The following is a 20,976-nucleotide window of genomic DNA, read 5'->3' as shown; positions in this document are numbered from 1 at the left end:
GTTGTGTTTTGATGATGCGGGCTGAGGCGAAGCGTATGTGAGATGCGCGCTCGTGCCAAGGTGCGGCCTCGTAGCCCGTATGGAGCGTAGCGGAATACGGGGGCGCGGCCCCCGGATTGCGCTACGCACCATCCGGCCTACGAGGACAACGCTGATGCTACGCGACTATCAGCCGACGGATGCCGAAGCAATCGTGCAAGTCGCGCTGTCCGCGTTCGCACAATTCGAGCAGCACTATTCCGACTGGCCGCTGTTTACGGCCAACGTCGCGAAGATGCCGCTGCTTGCCAAGACAGGCGAGATCATCGTTGCCGAAGACGGTGGCCAGATCGTCGGCGCAGTCGCTTATGTCGGTGCGCAAGCGCCGAAGCCCGCGTTCTTCGAGCCGTCATGGCCGATCATCCGCATGCTGGTCGTCGATCCCTGTGCGCGCGGCAAGGGAATCGGCCGGCAATTGACCGAAGAATGCCTGCGCCGCGCCAAGCGCGACCAGTCGCCGGCCATCGCCCTGCACACGACGCAGATCATGACGGTCGCGGAGTCGATGTATCTGCGGATGGGATTTGTGAGGATCGGCGAGGCGCCGGATATTCTGGGCGTGCCGTATGGGGTATACGTGAAGTCGCTGGGTTAGCTGCGGCCACAGATACCGCCGTCATCCTGAGGTGCGCGCTGCGCCTCGAAGGATGGGCTGCAGGCACCCGTGGTCCATCCTTCGAGGCTCTCCTTGCGACGCTGACGCATCGCAAGGCTCGCACCTCCAGCGACAGCCGCTTCGCGGTTGCGCGGGGATGGACGGCTGAGCATGTGGCGGCACTGCATGGCTGATGTTCGAGCACACCCAAGTGTCTTGAGCCTTCACCTGCGACCGTGTACGGACGGTTGAAATCCCACCCAGGTCCTCCCGTGAACCCCCTCCCCCAAAATCCCATGGCCGCGTCCGGCTCGTTCGCGGCGATGAGGTCCGTGCCCTACCGTCTGCAGTTCGCCTCTTACGTGCTGGCGATGATGGCGGACAATATCGAGCATGTGATCAGCTATTGGGTGGTGTTCCAGAAATTCCATTCGCCGACGCTGGGCGGGTTTGCCGTGCTGTCGCACTGGCTGCCGTTCCTGCTGTTCTCCGTCGCGGTCGGTGGCCTCGCCGACCGGTTCGATCCGCGCCGCATCATCCAGTGCGGCATGCTGCTGTTCATCGCCGCCTCCGCCGGTTGGGGCTACTTCTTCCTGACCGATACGATCCAGATGTGGCACGCGATGCTGCTCCTGGTGATCCATGGCTGCGCCGGCGTGCTCTGGCAGACCCCGAACCAGCTGTTGCTCTACGACCTCGTCGGCCCGGCCGATCTGCCGAGCGCGGTGCGGCTGAACGCGATGGCGCGCTATCTCGGCATCCTGGTCGGGCCTGCAGTCGGCGGCCTCATCATGCTGACGCTCGGTCCCTCACACGGCATCATCTTCAACACGCTGTTCTATCTGCCGATGCTGATCTGGCTGTTCTGGGCTCCGATCAGGGACAAGAGCGTGGCGGCGCGCCGCTTCGCGGTGCGCGGCCTTGCCGACATCGTGCTGACCATCCGCGCCATCGGCACCCAACCGGTGCTGTCGGCGATGACATGGCTTGCCGGCCTCACCTCCTTCATGATCGGCAACGCCTATCACGCCCAGATGCCGGGCTATGCCGGCGATCTCGGCCATGGCGATCCCGGCGTCTCCTACAGCGTGCTGCTCGCCGCGGACGCGGCCGGGGCACTGCTGGCCGGCATCGCGCTGGAATCGTGGGGACGGCTGAAGGGCACCCCGCGCACCGCGATCACGCTGGCGATGCTGTGGAGCGTGGCGCTGCTCGGCTTCGCACTGGTGCCGGTCTATCCGGTCGCGATCGCGCTATTGTTCTTCGCAGGCTTCTTCGAGCTCTCGTTCAACACCATGGCGCAGGCGCTGGTGCAGCTGAACGCGCCGCACGACATCCGCGGCCGCGTCGTCGGCCTCTACAACATGGCCGGGCTCGGCATGCGGGCCTTCAGCGGCATCACGGTCGGAGTAGCAGGCGCGGCGATCGGCATCCACTGGTCGCTCGGCCTGTCGGCCGCCGTGCTGCTGGCGCTGCTGTGCCTGCTGTATGGGCACAGGGCACGGACGGCGTGACGATCACTCCCTTCGGGATGTGGCTTTTCGAGCGCATCGTGTCTGTCCGCAACCGGCGCGCCCGATCATAACGCGGCATTAACCCTATGCACCTTAGGGTCGTCCCGGACTCCGCCCGGGCGGGGGGTCGGGTGTTGGAAATGGCGTTAGCGAACAAAAAATTTCTTCCGGCCGCCGAGGAGCGCAGGCGCTTCCAGCGGGTGAAGGTGCACCTGCTCGGCCGCTACATGCTGCCGGACCGCCGGGAATTCCCCTGCCAGGTGATCAACATGTCGCCGGGCGGCCTCGCCTTGCTCGCCCCCGGCATCGGCAATGTCGGTGACCGCGTGGTCGCTTATCTCGACCATATCGGCCGCGTCGAGGGCAAAATCACCCGGATCATCGACAACGGCTTCGCCATGACGATCGGGGCAACGCCCAGAAAGCGCGACAAGCTCGCGGCACAGCTGACCTGGCTCGCCAATCGCGACATCCTCAATCTGCCGGAGGACCGCCGCCACGACCGTATCGTGCCGCGCAACCCGATCGCGGTGCTGACACTCGAGGACGGCACCAAGATGACCTGCCGCATCATCGACCTCTCGCTGTCGGGCGCGGCCATCGCCGCGGAGAACCGGCCGCCGCTGAAGTCGACCGTTCTGCTCGGCCGGGTCCAGGGCCGCGTGGTCCGAAACCTCGAAGACGGCTTTGCGCTCGAGTTCATGCACGAGCAGCCGGTGGAGACACTCGAAGAGAGCGTTACCGCGCGGTAAAGCGCCGGGACGCGAAAACCCTGATATTTCCAGGCTCGAAGGCGGCTTCCGCGATGCGGACGCCGCCTTTTTCACGTCCCGCGGCGAGGGGCCAGCGGTTAACGGACGGGCTGCAGATGAGCGCAAACAACGCTTCGCCCAGCGCTTCCGCGTTAACAGATAAAATTTGAATCAATTTCAGTCATATCGAATTTTACGCAAATTCTATTCAAGTATAGATCGAATTCGCCGCTCGTTTTACTTGTATTCGTCTCGACTTGACTTGGTCGACTTAGCGGCAACTCAAAAGCTCCGTGCGAAATGTGGTCCCAACAAGAAACGGGGGCCGCAATGTTTGACTTCAGGGGACAGGGGAAGGGACTGGCGCTGGCCGCCATGCTCTTCGGGATCAGCGCGGCAGCGCAGGCCGGCGAAGGCCGTCTGCTCTACGCGAGCCTCGGCGACACCACGCGTGCGCCGATCGGCTGGGTCGAGTTCTGCGCGGACAATGCTGCTCAGTGCCAGGGCGCGCCGCTGCAGCCGCGCGACATCGTGATGTCGCAGGCGGCATGGCGCGACCTCATCAAGGTCAATCGCTGGGTCAACGAGACCGTCAAGCCTCTGACCGACCAGGAGCACTGGGGCGTGATCGAGAAGTGGTCGCTGCCATCAGACGGTTACGGCGACTGTGAAGACTACGTGCTGTTGAAGCGCAAGATGCTGATGGATGCAGGCTGGCCGCGCCAGGCCCTGCTCATCACCGTGGTGCGCGACAAGAAGGGCGAAGGCCACGCGGTGCTGACGGTGAAGACCGACAAGGGCGAGTTCATTCTCGACAATCAGAACGAGAATGTCCTCGCCTGGACGGAGACCGGCTACCGCTTCGTCAAGCGCCAGTCGCAGGGCGATCCCAACGTCTGGGTGTCGCTAGGCGATACCAAGCCGGCGGTCTCCACCGCCAGCGCCAAAGATCAGTAGGAACGAGACAACAGGTTACGCGACCCGGTCACATCCCCACCCCTCCCCGTCCCAGACCGGTTCGCGCGCGGCCAGCCATCCCCCAATGGCTGGCCGCAACTTTTTTTGAGGCGACGCGATCAGCTCTGCTGGCCCTGGCGCGACCAGGGCACGCGCGCGGCGGTGAAATCCCGCCAGCTATCCTGCAAGCCCTGCTGCACGCCAATCGATGCCCGCGCCTGCCAGCCGGCGATCGCGGCCGCCGCAATGGCGCTGTCGCGATCTTCGGAACCGAGCCCGTCGAGCAACGAGGCCGTCACCGCCATGTCGTTGAAGACGCCGAGCTCCTCCTGCAAGCCGGCGAGCCGGCGCGCGAATTTTCGGGCGGACTTGCGATCCTCGTACAGCGGCAGCAGGAACTCGCTGAGATAGCGCAGCCGCTTGGTGGCGAGCCGCAGGCGGTGCAGCTCGTCGACCGTCAGCGACTTGAAGCGGCGGCCGCGCTTGAGCACCTTGGCATACTGCTCGGACAGGACGCGCTGCGCGAAATTGACGGCGGGCTCGGCGAGCCGGCCGAGATCTTCCGGCGCGACGCCGTTGCGCCAGCCGCGCGTCTCGATCCAGCCGCCGAGGCCAATCAGGAAGACGGCACAGCGGCGATCATCGAGCGCATTGCGAGCCCTGCGATAGGCTTCCGCCTGACGCTGAGCCGCGACCCGCCCAAGCGCATCGAAGCCCGCGACCGAAGGACAGGCTTTTGCGATCGCCGGCAAGGTGGCGAGCTGGAACACGTCCCAGTCGCGCGCCGCGGACAAGCCTTGCGCCAGCCATTTGGCTTCCGAGCGCAGCGCATCGACGTGGCTGAGCGCGCCGACCGATCGCATCAGGTCGAGCGCAGACCGCAGCCGGCGCAACGAGACACGCAGCTGATGCACGCCTTCCGGATTGCGGCCGTCCTCGGCCGCCGGCAGCGATTGCAGCAGGTGCAGGAAGCAGGCGCGCAGGATGGTCGCGAAGGCCTCGTCGAGCGTCACGGAAGGATCGAGGCGAAGCTTGCGCGGCCGGCGCGCCGAGGGCGGCAGGTCCCCGGCAAGGTCGAAGCCGCGTGCGGACTTGCTGCGGATGGACGGCTTCACCGTTCCGTGCTCCGCAAGGCGCAGCGCGATCTCGTAGATCGCGCTCGGGCTGCCGCTCTTCAGCTCCAGCTCGATCTCGCTCACCGGCATTGACCTGCCGCCTGCGCTCAGCCCGCCCTGGTCGAAGGCGACCTCGACCGTGCCGGACGGCAGGTCGACGATGCGCGTGTGCCGATGCACATCGGCCGAGAACACCGCTTCGAGCGGCTGCGCGTCGAGATGGCCGCGAAGCTTGTCCGGAATGAACGGCATCGCCAAAGCGAAATCGGGCGCAAGCGACGGCACACTTGCTTCCCATTCGCCGCGGCGCAACGGATCGTCCGCAACCTCGGTCTTCACGGTCTGCACGAAACGCGTGCCGCTCTGGCGGACGCGCAAGCTCAGGCCGGCGCGTCGTAGCGCCCGCTCGGGCGTGTCGTAGTAGACCGACTTGAGACGTTTGCGCGTGCCCTTGTTGCGCGCGTTCGCCGAGATGACGGGCGCTGCGCTGAAATCCGCCATGCGATCGGCATCGACGAGCAGCTTGAGCTCGATTTCGCCGGCGGGATGAGCGGGCTGCGTTGGGTTCGGCGCGGGCGTCACATCCTGCGATGGCGTCTGCTCAATGGGAGTGCGCTCCTCGGCCGTCGCGGGTTCCACGCTGACTTCCTCTCGTTGCCCCAGGAAGCCGGTGCGGAGCTGCGTTCTCTTGGTGTTCCCGAGAGCAGGATTGGTTTCCGGCGCGCTCGGAGTCTTGGGAGCCGGCGCAGCGTCTGACTTTAGCATTTGCGGTAACATGACAGTTCAATGACAGGCGACAGGATATAGCCTGTACAGCCTGCGAGGACTAGTCACATCAGATCGGCGCGCATCATGATTCACATGCAGCTCGCCAGGTAAAAGCTGCAGCCGTCGGCGCAAGCCCCCTTAAATCCTGACCACAACACGCCGAGGGATGCCGGTCATTCTGCCGCTTCAAGATTGGCCGGTTTTTCGGCCTCGCCGAGCGGGGAAACTGCCGGGCCGTTGAGCGCGGTGCCATCGGGTGCAAACTGCGATCCGTGACATGGGCAATCCCAGCACTGTTCGAGTGAGTTCCAGTGCACGACGCAGCCCAAATGGGTGCAGCTCGCCGAATGCAAATGCAAATGTCCGCTTCGGTCCCGGCACGCCGCGATCTTCTTCAGGCCACTTCGGAAGAGACGCCCCTCGCCGGGCCGCAGATGTTCAGCGCTCGCGATTTCACTTGCGGTGAGATACTCCGCGAAGTTCTTGATAGGGGTGATGTTCTCGCTGATGAACTCGCCGATATTCCTCTGAATCTTCCGTGACGGAGCGTAGACGTCCTCCCAGGGACTGGCGCCGCTGGTGATGAGATCCGCGATCAGCATGCCCGCCACGAGTCCGTTCGTAATCCCCTGCCCGGAATCGCCGCTGACAATGAATACATGCTCCTCGTCGGGGCTGCGGCCGATGAAGCCGGCGAAATCGACCGGTTCCAGCACCTGACCCGACCACCGATGAGTGACCTCGCGCAAATCCGGCAATCGCTCGCGCGCCCAGCGCTCAAGCGCGTCAAGGCGCTGAGCGCCATCATTTGCCTCACCCGACTTGTGATCTTCGCCGCCGATGATCACGATGTCCTCGTCGGCAGACAATGGTTGGAGGCGGACATAATGATAAGGATCGAGCGTATCCCAATAGAGCGCATCCTCCACGGCGCCGGCCGCGATCTTCGCGGCGAGCGCATAGGTGCGGTAAGGCGCCTGCTTGGTATGGATCGCCACCTGCACGTTGACGGGCGAGTTGGTCGCCACCACCACGTCGGCGGCATGAACCTCGTAGCCTGAGGCGGTGCTCACGACCATGCTGCCCTGGCGTTGCTGGATGCTCTCGACACAGGTGTCGGCGTAGAGCTGGGCGCCCCGGCGCTGCAGTGCGCTCGCCAGACCGGCGAGATATTTAGTCGGATGCAGGCGCGCCTGGCGCGGAAAGCGCAGAGAACGCGTCTGACCCCTGTCATGGAATGGTGTCGGCTCAAGGCGATTCTCGACCGGAATCTGCAGCTTGCGACAGCGGTCCAATTCACTATCCAGCTCGGATGCGGACGTTTCGGGTGCCTGTACCAAATAGCCGTCGACGCGTTTGAAACCGCAATCGATGTGCTCGGCGCCCTGGATGGCCTCGACGCGATCGATCGCCGCAGCAACGCTCTGATAGTAACGCCGCGCACAGTCAGGGCCGCGGACTCGCACGAACGCATCGTAACCGTCATCGAGCGCGGTCGCCAGATGCGCCGTGGTGCGCGCCGTCATCCCGCTGCCGATGCGGCCACGATCGATGACTGCGACCGAACGTCCATGGCGGGCAAGTTCATATGCGACCGAAAGTCCGGCTATTCCGGAGCCGACCACGGCAACGTCCACGCCGACCGTACGCGACAGCACCGGAGCCTCCGCGACAGATACGTCCATCCAGAGGGACTGCGTGTGCTCATCCCGTACGTTCATGGCGCTGCTCCTCGAAACAACAAACGATGCAGCAGAATGACGGTTCCTACGTGCGCTGCCGAACGACACGCCGATGAGATAGCCGCATTCATTAGGAACCTTCACCGTGCTCAGGCTTGAACCGGCATGAAAGATCCGTCACCCGGAATGCGAAGGGCATTGCGTCAGGCCCAATTGTACGGCCACTTGCTCGTCCGAAACGACAGGCTGTATTACCCAGGAGGCAATCATCCGATCTGCTCAGTGCAGCTAGCACGAGAGATGGTCAGGTCAGGATGGATGACAAAGCAGGACGGCGAATACGAGATCACGCCAGAGGGGCAGCTTGCCGCCGAGAGCGAACTCGGCCGCTGAGGAGCCATGCACTGCCCGCGCGCGGCTTGTCGCGCTTGGGGTCGGAGCGCGACTTGCTCGGCGGGCAGCCGGGATATGTTTGACTGATCCGGCGATTGCTTCATGGACGAGCAGCACGGTCCCACAAAGAGCTGCCATGCCATTATTCCGTCCCGAGGAAGATCTCCGGCGCCGCCTCGCACTGGCCTAGGCGCTCGCCGCCAACCTTGCTGCGGCAGGCCCGTCTTCGTCGTCAGGAGACCGCCATTTCACACAGTAAAATGTTGTTTCTATTTGCCTCCGCTCGTGTGACATCTCTGCCCGGCGACCGCAGGGCGCCCAAGACGCAGAGCGAAACGGGAGGGGCAAGTGAGGACATTCGTCGGAATGGTGGGCGCGGCAATTGCAAGCCTGGTGATAGCGACCGCTGACGGATCTGCGGCCGAAGCCTGGCCCACCAAAGCCATCAAGATCGTCGTTTCGACGCCCGCCGGCGGCATCACCGATGCATTCGCCCGCGCCTATGGCGATTACATCTCCCAGAAACTCGGGCAGCCCGTCATCGTCGAAAACAAGACGGGAGCGAGTGGCGCGCTGGCAGCGCAATCGGTCAAGGAGTCGCCGGCGGACGGCCACACGCTGATGTACACGATCTCATCCACGTTGCTTGGAAACCGGCTGCTGCTGAAATCGCTGGCCTATGATTCGGACAAGGATTTCACGATCGTCTCGGTGACGCCATCGGGTCATCTTCCGCTGGTCGTCCATTCCGCCACCGGTGCAAAGTCCATCGAAGATTTCGTCGCCTATGCACGCCGCAACAAGGTCACGGCAGGCTCGTATGGAATCGGTTCGTTCGCACACATCGCGATCGCCGAGCTCAACCGCCAATATGGCCTCGACATCTCCATCGTGCACTACCGCGGCGAAGCGCCAATGTGGCAGGACCTGGCGGCCGGCGTCATCCAGGCGGCGACCGGCAGCTATCAGGCTGCGCTTCCAGTCCTCGATACCGGCGTCGGCCGCGCGATCGCCGTTCCCTCACTGGTTCGCATGAAGAAACTGCCGGACACCAAGACGTTCACCGAGCAGGGGGTCACCGGCAAGGTGTTCCAGCTCACGAGCTTCACGACCCTGGTGGCGCCCGCTGCAACACCGCCCGACCGGATCGAACTGCTCGCCAAGCTCATGGTCGAAGGCGGCAAGACAGAACGTGTCCAGAAGCTGCTCGACGCCTTCGGCGTCGACTCGCCGGCAATGGATCGCGCATCCTCGATCGCCCTCTACGAAAAAGAAGGGCCGGTCTGGCTGGAGTCGATCAAGAACCTCGGCCTGGAGCCGCAATAGCTCCCGGCTCGCCGGTCCCATGCCGACGCAAGCAGCCCTCAGGCCCCCAGCACATCCGCCAGCCGCAGCTCGTCGGCGGCGGGATCCTTCAGGAAAAGCTCTGCCTCGATCTCGTTCAGGTGCGACAGCATCAAGGCGCCCGCGCGCGCCTTGTCGCGCTTGCGGATCGCGGCGACGATCTCGGCGTGATGATCGGTGCCGCACGCCGGCGTGTCGTGGCGGCGGTAGAGCAGGATGATGAGCGAGGAGCGCGCGATCAGCTCCTTCAGGAAACCGACATAGATGCTGTGGCCGCTCATCTCGGCGACGAGGCGATGAAACTCGCCGGAGAGACGGACGGAGGCGCGCGCATCGCCGCGCAATTCCGCTTCACGCTCCTCATCAAGATGCTGGCCGAGGCGATCGAGCCAGGCCGGCGAGACCGCCTCGATGGCGTGATCGACGATGCTGGGCTCGATCAGCCGGCGCGCCTCGAACACCTCGCGGGCGTCGGCCGGGGTCGGGCGCGCGACGAAGGCGCCGCGATTCTTCTCGATGCTGACGATGCCCTCATGCGCGAGCTGCTGCAGCGCGGTGCGCACCAGCGTCCGGCTCGCGCCGTAGATGTCGCCGATCTCGTCCTCGCCGAGCTTCGTGCCGGGCAGCAGGCGATGCTCGAGGATCGCGGCGGTCACACCCTCCCGGATGCGGCTGACGCGATCGCTCGCATCGGGCGCATCGGGTTTCTGGCGGGTCTTGGCGGCCATGATTGTGAGGGCTCGATCGACGAACGTTCGGCCTGCAATGTTAGTCGACGAGCTGTATCCAATCACAGGCGAAACTTTATACAATCTTCGCCCGTTTTGTGTGCAGGTGACTGCACAGGCGGCGGGCGGACAAATTGGCCCGGAATCGATCTAACGATCTGACTCCGTTGCACAGTTTTGGAAATTCGCACTGTCGTTGGCTGTTGGCACGGACCTTGCGGAGAGAGGCGGGACGCATCGCCCCTCCTCGGATACGCCATGGCCATTCCCGCCGCTCTCGAACTGGTCGCCGTCACCAAGCGCTACGACGCCACGCTGGCGGTCGATAACGTCAACCTGAAGATCCCGGCCGGCACCTATTGCTGCCTGCTCGGCCCCTCCGGCTGCGGCAAGACCTCGACGCTGCGCATGATCGCAGGCCACGAGGCTGTGAGCGAAGGCGACATCCTCCTCGGCCCGCAGAACGTCACCGACCTGCCGCCGGCCGAGCGCGGCACCGCGATGATGTTCCAGTCCTATGCGCTGTTTCCGCACCTCTCCGTGATCGACAACGTCGCGTTCGCCTTAAAGATGCGCGGTATCGACAAGCCGACGCGGCACAAGCGCGCCGGCGAATTGCTCGAGCTGGTGGCGATGAGCCAATATGCAGGCCGTCTTCCCGCGCAGCTCTCCGGCGGCCAGCAGCAGCGCGTGGCGCTCGCCCGCGCGCTGATCACCGAGCCGCAGATCCTCTTGCTCGACGAGCCGCTCTCGGCGCTCGACCCGTTCCTGCGCGTCAAGATGCGCGGCGAGCTGAAGCGGCTGCAGCGCGAGCTCGGCATCAGCTTCATCCAGGTCACCCACGGCCAGGAAGAGGCGATGGCGCTCGCCGACCACATCGTGGTGATGAACCACGGCAAGATCGAGCAGCAGGGCACGGCGCGCGACATCTTCCATCATCCCCGCACCGAATTCGTGGCCCGCTTCATCGGCGGCCACAACGTGCTCAGCGACGCCGGCAATCTCATCGCCGTCCGCGCCGATCAGCTCGGCATCGCGCCGTTCGCCGACGGCGCCTTCGGCGCGCCGGCGCTGCTGACCCAGACCGAGTACCAGGGCTCCTACATCGCCGTCTCGCTCACGCTCGACGACGGCACCGCCCTGTTCTCTCACGTTCCCGAGGCCACCTTCGACGTGCATCCGTTCCGTCCGGGCGATCGCGTCCTGGCGACCTGGGATCCCGCCAAGGCGCAACGCCTGCAATAGCACCCTTCACCACGGAAATGCGCAACACAGAGGAGTGAGCGAAATGACCGAGACGACCAGGAAGACCGGCGTCAGCCGCCGCACGCTATTGAAGGGCACCGCAGGTCTCGCCGGCCTCGCCGCCGGCTCCGGCGCGATCACCGGCTTTCCCTACGTGAAGTCGGCCGATGCGAAGGTGCTGCGCTATCTCGGCACGGCGGTGAACGAGGGCGACGACATCTCCAAGCAGTGCCTGAAGGACACCGGCATCAAGATCGAATACATCACCGCGACCACCGACGACGTCACCAAGCGCGTGATGACCCAGCCGAACTCCTTCGACGTGCTGGACACCGAATATTTCTCGCTGAAGAAGCTGGTGCCGTCGGGCAACATCCTCGCGCTCGACGCCAAGAAGATCAAGGAGTTCGACAACATCACGCCCGTCTTCACCAAGGGCGAGACGCCCGGCGGCAAGAAGATCGGCGGCCAGGGCACCGCGCCCTGGAAGGTGCTCTATCTCGAAGGCAAGGATTCCAAGAAGTTCGCGACGTCGGCGACCGAATTCGTCACGCTGATCCCGACCGTCTACAACGCCGACACGCTCGGCATCCGCCCCGACCTGATCAAGCGTCCGATCAGCACCTGGGCCGAGCTGCTCAACCCCGAGTTCAAGGGCAAGGCCTCGATCCTCAACATTCCCTCGATCGGCATCATGGATGCCGCGATGGTCGTGGAAGCCTCCGGCAAGTACAAATATGCCGACAAGGGCAACATGACCAAGGAAGAGATCGATCTCACCATGAAGGTGATGACCGAGGCCAAGAAGGCCGGCCAGTTCCGCGCCTTCTGGAAGGATTTTAATGAGAGCGTCAACCTGATGGCATCGGGCGAGACCGTGATCCAGTCGATGTGGTCGCCGGCGGTGACGAAGGTCCGTTCGATGGGCATCCCCTGCACCTTCCAGCCGCTCAAGGAAGGCTACCGTTCCTGGGCGTCCGGCTTCTGCGTCTCCAAGGGCGTCTCGGGTCAAAAGCTCGAATGGGCCTATGAATTCGTGAACTGGTTCCTGTCCGGCTTTGCCGGCGCCTATCTCAACCGCCAGGGCTATTACTCCGCCGTGCTCTCCACCGCGAAGGCCCACATGGAGCCCTACGAATGGGCCTACTGGATGGAGGGCAAGCCGGCCGAGAAGGACATCAAGGCGCCCGACGGCTCGCTGCTGGAAAAGGCCGGCGCCGTGCGTGACGGCGGCTCCTACGAGGACCGCATGGGCGGCGTCGCGTGCTGGAACGCCGTGATGGACGAGAACGACTACATGGTCCGCAAGTGGAACGAGTTCATCGCGGCGTAACGGACATGTCGGAAGAAGTCCTGCAGCAGGCTACCCCGGGCTTGATCCCGGGGTCGGGCACAGCGCGCGCCGCAAAGCCGACGCGCCTGTCGCCGTCCTTCATCTCCTGGCTCCAGGCCGGGCCGATGATGCTGGTGTTTCTCGCCTTCTTCCTCATTCCGCTCGTCTTCGTCGTCATCGTCTCGTTCTGGGACTACAACGAATACCAGCTGCTGCCGGCTTTCTCCGGCCGCGGCTACACCGACACGTTCGAGGGCTGCATCGCGCAGCTTCCCGACCTCTGCACCATCGGCAAGACCTATCTGATGACGCTGAAGCTCTGCTTCATGGTCTGGGCCATCACTCTCTTCGTCGGCTTCTGGGTCGCCTACTTCCTCGCCTTCCACGTCAAGTCCAAGACCTGGCAGATGGGCTTGTCGCTGCTCTGCACGATCCCGTTCTGGACCTCCAACGTGATCCGCATGATCGCCTGGATCCCGCTGCTCGGCCGCAACGGACTCGTCAATTCCGGTCTGGTCAAGACCGGCTTGATCAATCATCCGCTGGAATGGCTGCTGTTCTCCGAATTCTCGGTGGTGCTGGCGCTGGTGCACCTCTTCACCTTCTTCATGGTGGTGCCGATCTTCAACTCGATGGTGCGCATCGACAAGTCGCTGATCGAGGCCGCCTATGACGCCGGCGCCACCGGCTTCCAGACCCTCGTCAACGTCGTCATTCCGCTCGCCAAGCCCGGCATCGTGATCGGCTCGATCTTCGTCATCACCATCGTGATGGGCGACTTCATCACCATCGGCGTGATGGGCGGCCAGCAGATCGCCGCCGCCGGCAAGATCATCGAGACCCGGGTCAACGCCCTGCAATTCCCCGCCGCCGCGGCCAACGCCGTGATCCTGCTCGCGATCACCTTCCTGATCATCACCATGATGTCGCGCATCGTCGACATCAAGAAGGAGCTCTAGAGCATGAAGGAAGGACGCCCGCGCTCGTTCTACGTGCTCGCGATCTTCTTCGCGGCCTATGTGCTGTTTCTCTACGGGCCGATGATCGCGATCTACGTGCTGTCGTTCCAGGGGCCGCAGGGCGGCCTCACCTTCCCGATGAACGGCGTGTCGACGTTCTGGATCGCAAAGTTGTTCCAGGGCACCGGCATCGTCGATCTCGGCGCCGCCTTCCGCCGCTCGCTGCTGCTCGGCATCATCGTGATGGTCGTCACCGTCGTGCTGTCGGTCGCCGCCGGCATGGCGTTCCGCCGCAAGTTCAAGGCACAGAGCATCCTGTTCTACTCGGCGATTGCCAGCCTCATCGTGCCCTCGATCATCACCTCGCTCGGCATCTCGCTCGAGTTCCGCATCATCGACGACCTGATCAAGGCGCATTGGAACGAGAATTTCGAGACCTCGATGGGTCTGCTCACGTCCGGGCTCGGCGCGCACCTGACCTGGACGCTGCCGTTCGGGCTGCTCATCATGTTCGCGATCTTCAACCGCTTCGATCCGCGCCTGGAAGAAGCCGCGCGCGATCTCGGCGCAACACCGTGGCAGACGTTCCGGCATGTCGTGCTGCCGATCATCCTGCCCTCGGTAATCGGCATCGGCCTGTTCGGCTTCACGCTGTCCTGGGACGAGCTCGCGCGCTCCAGCCAGGCGATCGGCGCGGTGAACACGTTGCCGCTCGATCTGCAGGGCCTCACCACCACCGTGACCAATCCCGACATCTACGCGCTCGGCACCGTCATCTCGGCGGTCTCGTTCACGGTCATCACGCTTGCGCTCGGCACCATCCACATGCTCAACAAGCGGCAGGCGGCCAAGGGCTCGGACGCCGGCAAGGGACTCGTCTGAGAAGGGACTCGTCTGTTCCGATGCGGCTTCACGTCGTGAATCCCAACACAACGGCGTCGATGACGGCGAAGATCGCCGCTGCCGCGCGCAGCGTTGCCCTCGCCGACACCGTGGTCGATGCGCGTCAGCCGGCGATGGGCCCGGTCTCGATCGAGGGGTTTTACGACGAAGCTTTTGCGGTACCGGGCATGCTCGGCTGCATCCGCGAGGCCGATCGCGACGGCGCGGACGCGCACATCATCGCCTGCTTCGACGACACCGGCTTGGATGCCGCGCGTGCCGCCGCCAAGGCACCGGTGATCGGTATCGGCGAGGCCGGCTTCCACCTCGCGAGCCTGATCGCCGCGCGCTTTGCCGTGGTGACCACGCTCGGCGTCTCCATCGTGCCGATCGAGCACAATCTGCGGAAGTACGGCCTGGCCGAACGCTGCGCCCGCGTCCGTGCCGCCGAGGTCCCGGTGCTGGCGCTCGAGGCGCGCAACGCTGAGGCGCTCGGCAAGATCTCGGCGGAGATCACCGCCGCGATCCGTGACGACCGGGCAGAGGCCATCGTGCTCGGCTGCGCCGGCATGGCCGATCTCGCGGGCGAGCTCGCCGCCGCGCACGGCCTGCCCGTGGTCGATGGCGTCGCCGCCGCCGTGACGCTGGCGGAATCACTGGTGCGGCTGGGACTGACGACGTCCCGCCTCGGCCCCTATGCGGCCCCGCGCACGAAGAGCTATTCCGGGCCGTTTTCGCAATTTCAGCCTTGATCCGTACCGTTCGGAGCCGGCAAGGCTCGCTGAACACTGGTTTTTTTGCGCTCAGCCTCTTTTTGGTCCCATTCCTTGCCGAAACGTAAGGCTTTCGGGACGCCCCGGTGGCCCCTCTGGGTTGCCGGTCTTCGCCACTCACCAAGTTTCAATTTGGGTTTTGTCAGCGATGATCGATCTCGCCCAGGACACGCCGTCCAACCCCCTCCTTCGCCTCGGCGCCCAGCCGATCGCGCTGACCGCCGCCGCCCTTCTCCTGCTGATCGCCGGCGTGACCTCGATCGCGATCTGGCGAGCCTATTCCGGCGCCGCCCCCGAGTCCGACCGGGTGGTGGCCTCGCGGCAGCTTCAGGCCCGCACCGCCCAGGCCTCCGAGCAGCTGGTCGAGAAGACCAAGGGGCTGGAAGCGACCCAGCAGGAATCGATCGACCAACTTCAAGTGGTGCAGGACCAGCTCCAGACGATGAAGCGGCTGATGGCGGCGCAACAGGCCGACACCAAGCGTCTGTCCGAGCAGGTCACAGCCTTGAACGAGTCCATCGACGGCCTGCGGCAGTCCTTTGCCAGTGCACGGGCGACCGAGGTCGAGACGCCATCGGTCACCCGCAGGAAACCGGCACGGCACCGCGTCCAGGCCAGCGCGCGCAAGCGCTCGCGCGGTTGAGCCGATCACAAGGCGGGAACTTTATTTTAGCCAGTTGTGAACTGGATCACATTCGCCGGTGTGATTCCGCGCGATGCTCGCAATCACCGGATGGCGTGAGCCGATTTCAATATCCGGGGCTGGCAAGGTCGTTGACGGTATACTGCGTCAACGGCCTTGTTTTTTAACAGCTATTCCGCCTCACTCGCAGACGTCGACCCGGCGGTAGCGCCATCCCGATGGCGTCATGACACGCTTCCGCGCGACATAGCAGCCGCCGTAGCCATCGTTGTAGGCGGGGCCATAGTCGTCGGGGACGGCGTAATAGGGATAGCCGTAGCCATATCCGTAATAGCCGCTGTACAGGCCGGCACCGGCGACGCCTGCTCCGATCGCCACGCCAGGCCAGAAGCCGCCGCCATGCCAGTGGCCGCGATGGCCCCAACCGCCATCATGACCCCAGCCACCGTGTCCGAATCCTCGCGCCTCGGCCGCCTGCGGCGCTGACAAGCCGATCACTGCAACGGCCAGCGCCGCTTTCATCATCCTGCGTAACATCACTCGATCCTCTGCGTGGACACTCCACGCTTCAACGCAGGACCAAGCTAACGTCAGGCGGTCATTCGTGACAGCCACACTGTCTCACTTCCGCGCGAGCGTCAGCAGCCGCGGCAGATGCTCTTCAATTTCCTGTCGAGCTGGCGGTTCTCGGCGTTGACGGCGGCATCAACCCCGCCGCCACCTGCGCCACTGCCGGTCGTGACTCCAGAGCCGGGCCCGGAAGATTGCGCCGTCCCCAGGCTGTTGGTGCCAGGCGGCGATGCTGGCGAATTGGCGATACCTCCGGTCGATCCCACCGAGCCTCCCGGCGACCCCATCGAGGCTCCGCTCGATCCGGCAGACCCGCCCGCCGTTTGCGCGAATGACGCGGCCGGCATCACCGCGAGTGCGAGGATCAGAAGCGCGGTCTTGATCGAAGCGCACGACCTGGCCATCGGAAATTCTCCTTTGCCAGTCAACGGTCGCCGCGAAGACCTGTTCCGGAACAAACGCCGTCACATCAGCTTGACGTCGCAGGAGCAGTCACGATGACCGATCGCGATCCATTTGCAGAGGGCGAACGCGCCGCGCGCGAAGACATTCCAGCTGAGGCCAATCCCTATCGCGACGGCAGCGACGAGCACGCGCTCTGGGCCGCCGGCCACGAAAAGGTGGCAGGCGCGATCGAAGCGCGCCAATCCGAAGGCAGCTGATCAGCCGATCCGCTTCAGGCCCTGCTTGAAGCGCGGACCGTTGGCCACATAGAACCTCGCCGCACTCCCCATCTTCTGCACCTGCGCGTCGTCGAGGGTGCGGATCACGCGCGCGGGCGAGCCGATGATCAGCGAGCGCTCGGGGAACTCCTTGCCCTCGGTGATGACGGAGCCGGCACCGACGATGCAGTTGCGGCCGATCTTCGCGCCGTTCATCACGATCGAGCCCATGCCGATCAGCGCGCCCTCCTCAATGGTGCAGCCGTGCAGGATAACGTTGTGGCCGACGGTGCAGTTCCTGCCGATGACAAGCGGAAAGCCGAGATCGGTGTGGCAGGTCGAACCGTCCTGCACGTTGGCGCCCTCGCCGATCTCGATCCACTCATTGTCGCCGCGCAGCACCGCGCCGAACCAGACGCTCGCGCCCGGCTTCAGGCGCACCCGGCCGATCACGGTCGCGGTCTCGGCGATGAAATAATTGCCGTCGGCGGGAAGGTCGGGCGCCTGCCCGTCGAGCTCGTAGATGGCCATGGGAGTCTCCTGTCGCGTTGACGACTGGCATAGCCAAACGGCCGCCCCGACGCAAAGGGCCGGCCGCGCTCGAGCGCGCGGGCATCAGGCCAGAAGGCCGGCGGCGCGCAGCGTCATCAGGAAGAAGGTGCCGCTCATCATGCTCCAGAACCCGGCGATGAGGGTTGCCATCATCACGAACTCGACGCGGCGGCTTTCCACCCGCATGCCACGCAGCGTGTTGCGCATGATGATGAAGGGCGCGGCGAACACCAGGAACGGAACCGCCGCGAAGGTTTTCGGCGCCACGCCGTCCTGCAGCAGGCCGAAGCCGGCGGGCCGCTGCGCGAGCGCCTGGTATCCGTTCACGAGCGCGCCCGCGAGCGCGAAACCGATGCAGATCGAGAAGAAGGTGTTGAGAGCTTCAGGTGTCATCGGAACTGCTCCGCCCTTACGCAACGCGCGTGCCTTCCTGTGACAAAGAGTGCGCCTTAACGCTACATTATCCTTAAGGAAAGGTTAACGCGGCCGGCCGGCCCGCGCAGGGGCCTTCCCCGCTTCCCGCAGCCGGGAACGCTCCGCGAAACCGCCGTCGCATGGCATATTCGCCGCTGATTCGTCGGCCATCGGCCGACCTCCGGTCGACCTCGCAATTCATGACCTTGTTCTCGGCAGCTTCCCTCAGGTCCCCCCGCACGCGCACCCGGGCGCACGTCGTCCCGATCGTGCTCGGCGGTGCGGCGGCAATGGCTGCGGTCGCGCTGGTCGCCTATCTGTTGTGGCCGACCTGGGGCAGCGGCGGCGCGAACGCCCCGGACAAGCTGCCGGTGAGTGTCGGCGGCACGTTGTTCAACCTGCCGGTCACCGCGATCCGGATGAAGATCCAGCGGCACTCGGGGCCGCAGGAACGCATCGATCTCGACTTCCTCTATCCCTCGCTGGAGCCGCCCGGCGCGCCCAAGCACGTCACCTCCGACACGGCGGAAGCGGCGCTGCAATCGATCGACCGCATCTTCCTGTCGATCGCGGCCCATCACGATGCGCTCTCGCCCGAGCAGCGAACGACGACGATCTATCCGCGCTATCTCGACCAGGCCGGGGCGATGCCGGCGGACGGCCTGACCATGCGGATGTTCCGCACCGACACGCCCTACGGCAGCGAGGACCTCTATTCCGCTGCGAGCCCCGCGCTGACCGCGCGCTGCACGCGCGATGCGGCTACCCCGGGCATGTGCCTCGCCGAGCGCCGCGTCGGCGGCGCCGACCTCACCTTCCGCTTTCCACGAAGCTGGCTGTCGCAATGGCGCGACGTGGCGGAGGCGATGGACAGGCTGACGGCGCAGCTGCGCGGGCCGCGGGGCTGAGCGGGGCCGGCTGGAGCCTCCGAAATAAAAAATCGAAAACAACCCCATGCACAGTAGCCAAGCGGGGGCAGCATCGAGCTTTTTCGTATTTTTCGAATAATGATTGACCTGTCGGGACAAAACAGGGCATGATGCCACGATGCGGTGGCCCACTGGGGGGCCGGCGTCTTTCACCGGCACCGGGGTTTGCCCGGATGGCCGCATGGATGTGTGATTGATATCACTGAGCACAGATTGCGTTTGGCTATCCTGCGAATAATCTGACGCTATTGCATTCGGGGGCTGGAATGCGGCTTCGGCTGTTTGTTTTGTTGATTGTTGCGATCTGGGTCGGAGCCGGACCGGCGCTGGCCGAGAAGCGCGTCGCGCTCGTCATGGGCAACTCGGCCTACACGAACGTGGCGAGGCTGGCGAACCCCGCGAACGATGCCGCCCTGGTCGGTGGCATGTTCAGGAAGGCCGGGTTCGATATTGTCGACATCAAGCTTGATCTGAACGTCGTCGACATGCGCAAGGCATTGCGCGAGTTCGGCAGCAAGGTCCGAGATGCGGACGTTGCAGTCGTCTACTATGCCGGCCATGGCATCGAGCTTGACGGCACCAATTATCTGATCCCGACCGATGCCGCGCTGGAGACCGACACCGACGTTCTCGACGAAGCGTTCCCGCTCGACCGGGTGCTGTTTGCGGTCGAGCCGGCCAAGCAGCTGCGCCTCGTCATCCTGGACGCCTGCCGCGACAATCCCTTCGCCAAGACGATGAAGCGTACCATCGCCTCGCGTGCCGTCGGCCGCGGGCTCGCCAAGGTCGAGCCGACCAGCCCGAACACGATGGTCGCCTTCGCGGCCAAGGCCGGCTCGACGGCTTCGGACGGTGATGCGAAGAACAGCCCGTTTGCCACGGCTCTGGTCGACCGCCTGCCGACGCCGGGGCTCGACCTCGGCAAGGCCTTTCGATTCGTTCGCGATGATGTGCTCAAGACCACCGGCAACAAGCAGGAGCCGTTTGTCTACGGCTCGCTCGGCGGCGACGACGTGGCCCTGGTTCCGGCCAAGCCAATCGTCACCGGCCCTCAAGCCAATCCACAGGACACCGTACGTCGTGATTATGAGCTGGCGCTTCAGCTTGGTACGCGTGACGGCTGGACCGCCTTCCTCGCTAGCTTTCCCAGCGGTTTCTATGCCGATCTCGCCAAGGGTCAGTTGAACAAGATTGCCGCCGAAGAAACCCGCGCCGCCGCTGCGGAGAAGGCCAGACAGGCCGAGGACGAGAAGGCAAAGCTGGCGTCCGACCGCGCCAAGAAGGCCGAGCAGGAGAAAGCAGCAGCCGCAGCGAAGGCCGCTGAGGACGCCAAGGCAGCGGCGGAGAAAGCCAAGCAGGTCGAGGAAGCCAAGGCAGCTGCTGCCGAGCAGCGCAGGAAGGACGCAGAAGCGGCTGTCGCCAAAGCCTTGGCCGACAAGCAGGCTGCCGAGAAGGCGCTCGCCGACAAGACTGCGAACGACAAGGTCGTCGCCGAGAGGCAGGTGACCGAGAAGCCGCAAATAGCCGATGGTCCACAGAAAGTTGCAGCCGTTGCCCCGACCTCATCGCAGCCGAGCCTGTCCCCTGCGGAAACGGCGAAGCTGGTTCAGTCCGAGCTGCGCCGTGTCGGCTGTCTGGCGGCCGCGGCCGACGGCGACTGGAATGGGTCATCGCAACGCTCGCTGACGCTGTTCAACAAATATGCGGGAACGAAATTCGACGCCAAGCTTGCGAGCTTCGAGGCGCTCGATGCGATCAAGTCCAAGCCGGGCCGGGTCTGTCCGCTGGTGTGCGATCACGGCTTCAGGGCCGATGGCGATGCTTGCGTGAAGATCGCCTGCCGCGCCGGCTATCGCGTCAATGACGACAATGAATGCGAGAAGGTGCAGGACAAGAAGCCGGTTGCAACCCGCGACGATGCCAAGGCGCGGGACACGGAGCGGAAAAAAACTGAAGCGGCTCCTTCGAAGCCCTCCGCATCTGGGCAAATGTACTGCAACAACGCGGGCTGTCGACCCGTAGCCAAAGGGTGTCACCTAGATCCCCAGCCTCGCAATGGCAATGTCATTACTTCGCCTCGCGAAATCTGCGATTGAGCGGCCGTCGGAGGCTGCTTGGTGACTTGGG

At 64.5% G+C, this 20,976-nt stretch carries 21 protein-coding genes; 14 read left to right on the top strand and 7 right to left on the bottom strand.

Annotation, left to right across the window (positions count from 1 at the left end):
- The first annotated feature begins 154 nt into the window (after positions 1–154).
- The 4 genes from ACNJYD_RS14955 (at position 155) to ACNJYD_RS14940 (ending at position 3,857) form a co-directional block, all read left to right on the top strand.
- On the top strand, positions 155–634 hold the full coding sequence (locus tag ACNJYD_RS14955; protein WP_439366773.1) for a GNAT family N-acetyltransferase: 480 nt from the start codon (positions 155–157) through the stop codon (positions 632–634).
- Positions 635–957: 323 nt separating this feature from the next.
- Positions 958–2,148 carry an MFS transporter gene (locus ACNJYD_RS14950; RefSeq protein WP_439367479.1) on the top strand — a complete coding sequence of 397 codons (1,191 nt, stop codon included), beginning with the start codon at positions 958–960 and terminating at the stop codon, positions 2,146–2,148.
- 140 nt (positions 2,149–2,288) lie between these two features.
- Positions 2,289–2,900 (top strand): PilZ domain-containing protein, encoded by a 612-nt coding sequence (locus tag ACNJYD_RS14945; protein WP_025037137.1) that lies wholly within the window; start codon positions 2,289–2,291, stop codon positions 2,898–2,900.
- A gap of 330 nt (positions 2,901–3,230) precedes the next feature.
- A complete protein-coding gene (locus ACNJYD_RS14940) occupies positions 3,231–3,857 on the top strand; it encodes a transglutaminase-like cysteine peptidase (protein WP_212258130.1) in 627 nt (208 codons plus the stop codon).
- 119 nt (positions 3,858–3,976) lie between these two features.
- Here the strand turns inward: ACNJYD_RS14940 and ACNJYD_RS14935 are convergent, their stop codons facing one another.
- Positions 3,977–5,737, bottom strand: coding sequence for a CYTH and CHAD domain-containing protein (locus tag ACNJYD_RS14935; protein WP_439366771.1), 1,761 nt, complete (start codon positions 5,735–5,737; stop codon positions 3,977–3,979).
- 176 nt (positions 5,738–5,913) lie between these two features.
- Positions 5,914–7,461, bottom strand: coding sequence for an FAD-dependent oxidoreductase (locus ACNJYD_RS14930; RefSeq protein ID WP_439366770.1), 1,548 nt, complete (start codon positions 7,459–7,461; stop codon positions 5,914–5,916).
- Between the two features lie 702 nt (positions 7,462–8,163).
- Between ACNJYD_RS14930 and ACNJYD_RS14925 the strand changes: the two genes are divergently transcribed.
- Positions 8,164–9,141, top strand: a complete 978-nt coding sequence (locus ACNJYD_RS14925; RefSeq protein ID WP_349628422.1) for a Bug family tripartite tricarboxylate transporter substrate binding protein — start codon at positions 8,164–8,166, stop codon at positions 9,139–9,141.
- A 38-nt stretch (positions 9,142–9,179) separates the two neighbouring features.
- On the opposite strand, the gene ACNJYD_RS14920 is transcribed toward ACNJYD_RS14925, so the two are convergent.
- Positions 9,180–9,887, bottom strand: coding sequence for a GntR family transcriptional regulator (locus ACNJYD_RS14920; protein ID WP_172783088.1), 708 nt, complete (start codon positions 9,885–9,887; stop codon positions 9,180–9,182).
- A gap of 258 nt (positions 9,888–10,145) precedes the next feature.
- On the opposite strand from ACNJYD_RS14920, the gene ACNJYD_RS14915 reads away from it, so the two are divergent.
- The 6 genes from ACNJYD_RS14915 (at position 10,146) to ACNJYD_RS14890 (ending at position 15,722) form a co-directional block, all read left to right on the top strand.
- On the top strand, positions 10,146–11,132 hold the full coding sequence (locus ACNJYD_RS14915; protein WP_172783087.1) for an ABC transporter ATP-binding protein: 987 nt from the start codon (positions 10,146–10,148) through the stop codon (positions 11,130–11,132).
- 43 nt (positions 11,133–11,175) lie between these two features.
- Positions 11,176–12,465, top strand: coding sequence for an ABC transporter substrate-binding protein (locus ACNJYD_RS14910; protein ID WP_172783086.1), 1,290 nt, complete (start codon positions 11,176–11,178; stop codon positions 12,463–12,465).
- 5 nt (positions 12,466–12,470) lie between these two features.
- A complete protein-coding gene (locus tag ACNJYD_RS14905) occupies positions 12,471–13,424 on the top strand; it encodes an ABC transporter permease (protein WP_212258126.1) in 954 nt (317 codons plus the stop codon).
- Between the two features lie 3 nt (positions 13,425–13,427).
- Positions 13,428–14,306, top strand: coding sequence for an ABC transporter permease (locus ACNJYD_RS14900; RefSeq protein WP_212258125.1), 879 nt, complete (start codon positions 13,428–13,430; stop codon positions 14,304–14,306).
- Positions 14,307–14,326: 20 nt separating this feature from the next.
- Positions 14,327–15,058, top strand: coding sequence for an aspartate/glutamate racemase family protein (locus ACNJYD_RS14895; protein ID WP_212258124.1), 732 nt, complete (start codon positions 14,327–14,329; stop codon positions 15,056–15,058).
- Positions 15,059–15,227: 169 nt separating this feature from the next.
- A complete protein-coding gene (locus ACNJYD_RS14890; RefSeq protein ID WP_172783083.1) occupies positions 15,228–15,722 on the top strand; it encodes a hypothetical protein in 495 nt (164 codons plus the stop codon).
- Positions 15,723–15,902: 180 nt separating this feature from the next.
- Here ACNJYD_RS14890 and ACNJYD_RS14885 read toward each other — a convergent pair whose 3' ends face one another.
- Both ACNJYD_RS14885 and ACNJYD_RS14880 read right to left on the bottom strand, forming a co-directional pair.
- Positions 15,903–16,259, bottom strand: coding sequence for a hypothetical protein (locus ACNJYD_RS14885; RefSeq protein WP_212258123.1), 357 nt, complete (start codon positions 16,257–16,259; stop codon positions 15,903–15,905).
- 101 nt (positions 16,260–16,360) lie between these two features.
- Positions 16,361–16,696, bottom strand: a complete 336-nt coding sequence (locus ACNJYD_RS14880) for a hypothetical protein (protein ID WP_212258122.1) — start codon at positions 16,694–16,696, stop codon at positions 16,361–16,363.
- Between the two features lie 93 nt (positions 16,697–16,789).
- Here ACNJYD_RS14880 and ACNJYD_RS14875 point away from each other — a divergent pair, with 93 nt between their 5' ends.
- Complete coding sequence (locus ACNJYD_RS14875; protein ID WP_212258121.1) at positions 16,790–16,954, top strand: hypothetical protein; 165 nt, start codon at positions 16,790–16,792, stop codon at positions 16,952–16,954.
- Here ACNJYD_RS14875 and ACNJYD_RS14870 read toward each other — a convergent pair whose 3' ends face one another.
- The gene (locus tag ACNJYD_RS14870) at positions 16,955–17,485 is read right to left on the bottom strand and encodes a gamma carbonic anhydrase family protein (RefSeq protein WP_212258120.1); all 531 of its coding nucleotides are present in this window, start codon (positions 17,483–17,485) and stop codon (positions 16,955–16,957) included. It lies immediately after the preceding gene.
- Between the two features lie 84 nt (positions 17,486–17,569).
- The gene (locus ACNJYD_RS14865; protein ID WP_212258119.1) at positions 17,570–17,899 is read right to left on the bottom strand and encodes a DUF6949 family protein; all 330 of its coding nucleotides are present in this window, start codon (positions 17,897–17,899) and stop codon (positions 17,570–17,572) included.
- A gap of 221 nt (positions 17,900–18,120) precedes the next feature.
- Here ACNJYD_RS14865 and ACNJYD_RS14860 point away from each other — a divergent pair, with 221 nt between their 5' ends.
- Positions 18,121–18,828 (top strand): hypothetical protein, encoded by a 708-nt coding sequence (locus ACNJYD_RS14860; RefSeq protein WP_212258142.1) that lies wholly within the window; start codon positions 18,121–18,123, stop codon positions 18,826–18,828.
- Between the two features lie 287 nt (positions 18,829–19,115).
- A complete protein-coding gene (locus ACNJYD_RS14855; RefSeq protein WP_212258118.1) occupies positions 19,116–20,945 on the top strand; it encodes a caspase family protein in 1,830 nt (609 codons plus the stop codon).
- Positions 20,946–20,976: the final 31 nt, after the last annotated feature.

It is taken from the genome of Bradyrhizobium sp. SPXBL-02 (genome assembly GCF_051853065.1).
Taxonomy (GTDB): Bacteria; Pseudomonadota; Alphaproteobacteria; order Rhizobiales; family Xanthobacteraceae; genus Bradyrhizobium.
Note: the sequence above shows the minus strand (reverse complement) of the source record. Positions and strands in the feature narration are given on the sequence as shown.

Bases quoted from the DNA above. Each gene is read 5' to 3' on its own strand.
- ACNJYD_RS14955 (WP_439366773.1), top strand. From the start codon at position 155: ATGCTACGCGACTATCAGCCGACGGATGCCGAAGCAATCGTGCAAGTC.
- ACNJYD_RS14950 (WP_439367479.1), top strand. From the start codon at position 958: ATGAGGTCCGTGCCCTACCGTCTGCAGTTCGCCTCTTACGTGCTGGCG.
- ACNJYD_RS14945 (WP_025037137.1), top strand. From the start codon at position 2,289: ATGGCGTTAGCGAACAAAAAATTTCTTCCGGCCGCCGAGGAGCGCAGG.
- ACNJYD_RS14940 (WP_212258130.1), top strand. From the start codon at position 3,231: ATGTTTGACTTCAGGGGACAGGGGAAGGGACTGGCGCTGGCCGCCATG.
- ACNJYD_RS14935 (WP_439366771.1), bottom strand. From the start codon at position 5,737: ATGCTAAAGTCAGACGCTGCGCCGGCTCCCAAGACTCCGAGCGCGCCG.
- ACNJYD_RS14930 (WP_439366770.1), bottom strand. From the start codon at position 7,461: ATGAACGTACGGGATGAGCACACGCAGTCCCTCTGGATGGACGTATCT.
- ACNJYD_RS14920 (WP_172783088.1), bottom strand. From the start codon at position 9,887: ATGGCCGCCAAGACCCGCCAGAAACCCGATGCGCCCGATGCGAGCGAT.
- ACNJYD_RS14915 (WP_172783087.1), top strand. From the start codon at position 10,146: ATGGCCATTCCCGCCGCTCTCGAACTGGTCGCCGTCACCAAGCGCTAC.
- ACNJYD_RS14910 (WP_172783086.1), top strand. From the start codon at position 11,176: ATGACCGAGACGACCAGGAAGACCGGCGTCAGCCGCCGCACGCTATTG.
- ACNJYD_RS14905 (WP_212258126.1), top strand. From the start codon at position 12,471: ATGTCGGAAGAAGTCCTGCAGCAGGCTACCCCGGGCTTGATCCCGGGG.
- ACNJYD_RS14900 (WP_212258125.1), top strand. From the start codon at position 13,428: ATGAAGGAAGGACGCCCGCGCTCGTTCTACGTGCTCGCGATCTTCTTC.
- ACNJYD_RS14895 (WP_212258124.1), top strand. From the start codon at position 14,327: ATGCGGCTTCACGTCGTGAATCCCAACACAACGGCGTCGATGACGGCG.
- ACNJYD_RS14890 (WP_172783083.1), top strand. From the start codon at position 15,228: ATGATCGATCTCGCCCAGGACACGCCGTCCAACCCCCTCCTTCGCCTC.
- ACNJYD_RS14885 (WP_212258123.1), bottom strand. From the start codon at position 16,259: ATGTTACGCAGGATGATGAAAGCGGCGCTGGCCGTTGCAGTGATCGGC.
- ACNJYD_RS14880 (WP_212258122.1), bottom strand. From the start codon at position 16,696: ATGGCCAGGTCGTGCGCTTCGATCAAGACCGCGCTTCTGATCCTCGCA.
- ACNJYD_RS14875 (WP_212258121.1), top strand. From the start codon at position 16,790: ATGACCGATCGCGATCCATTTGCAGAGGGCGAACGCGCCGCGCGCGAA.
- ACNJYD_RS14870 (WP_212258120.1), bottom strand. From the start codon at position 17,485: ATGGCCATCTACGAGCTCGACGGGCAGGCGCCCGACCTTCCCGCCGAC.
- ACNJYD_RS14865 (WP_212258119.1), bottom strand. From the start codon at position 17,899: ATGACACCTGAAGCTCTCAACACCTTCTTCTCGATCTGCATCGGTTTC.
- ACNJYD_RS14860 (WP_212258142.1), top strand. From the start codon at position 18,121: ATGACCTTGTTCTCGGCAGCTTCCCTCAGGTCCCCCCGCACGCGCACC.
- ACNJYD_RS14855 (WP_212258118.1), top strand. From the start codon at position 19,116: ATGCGGCTTCGGCTGTTTGTTTTGTTGATTGTTGCGATCTGGGTCGGA.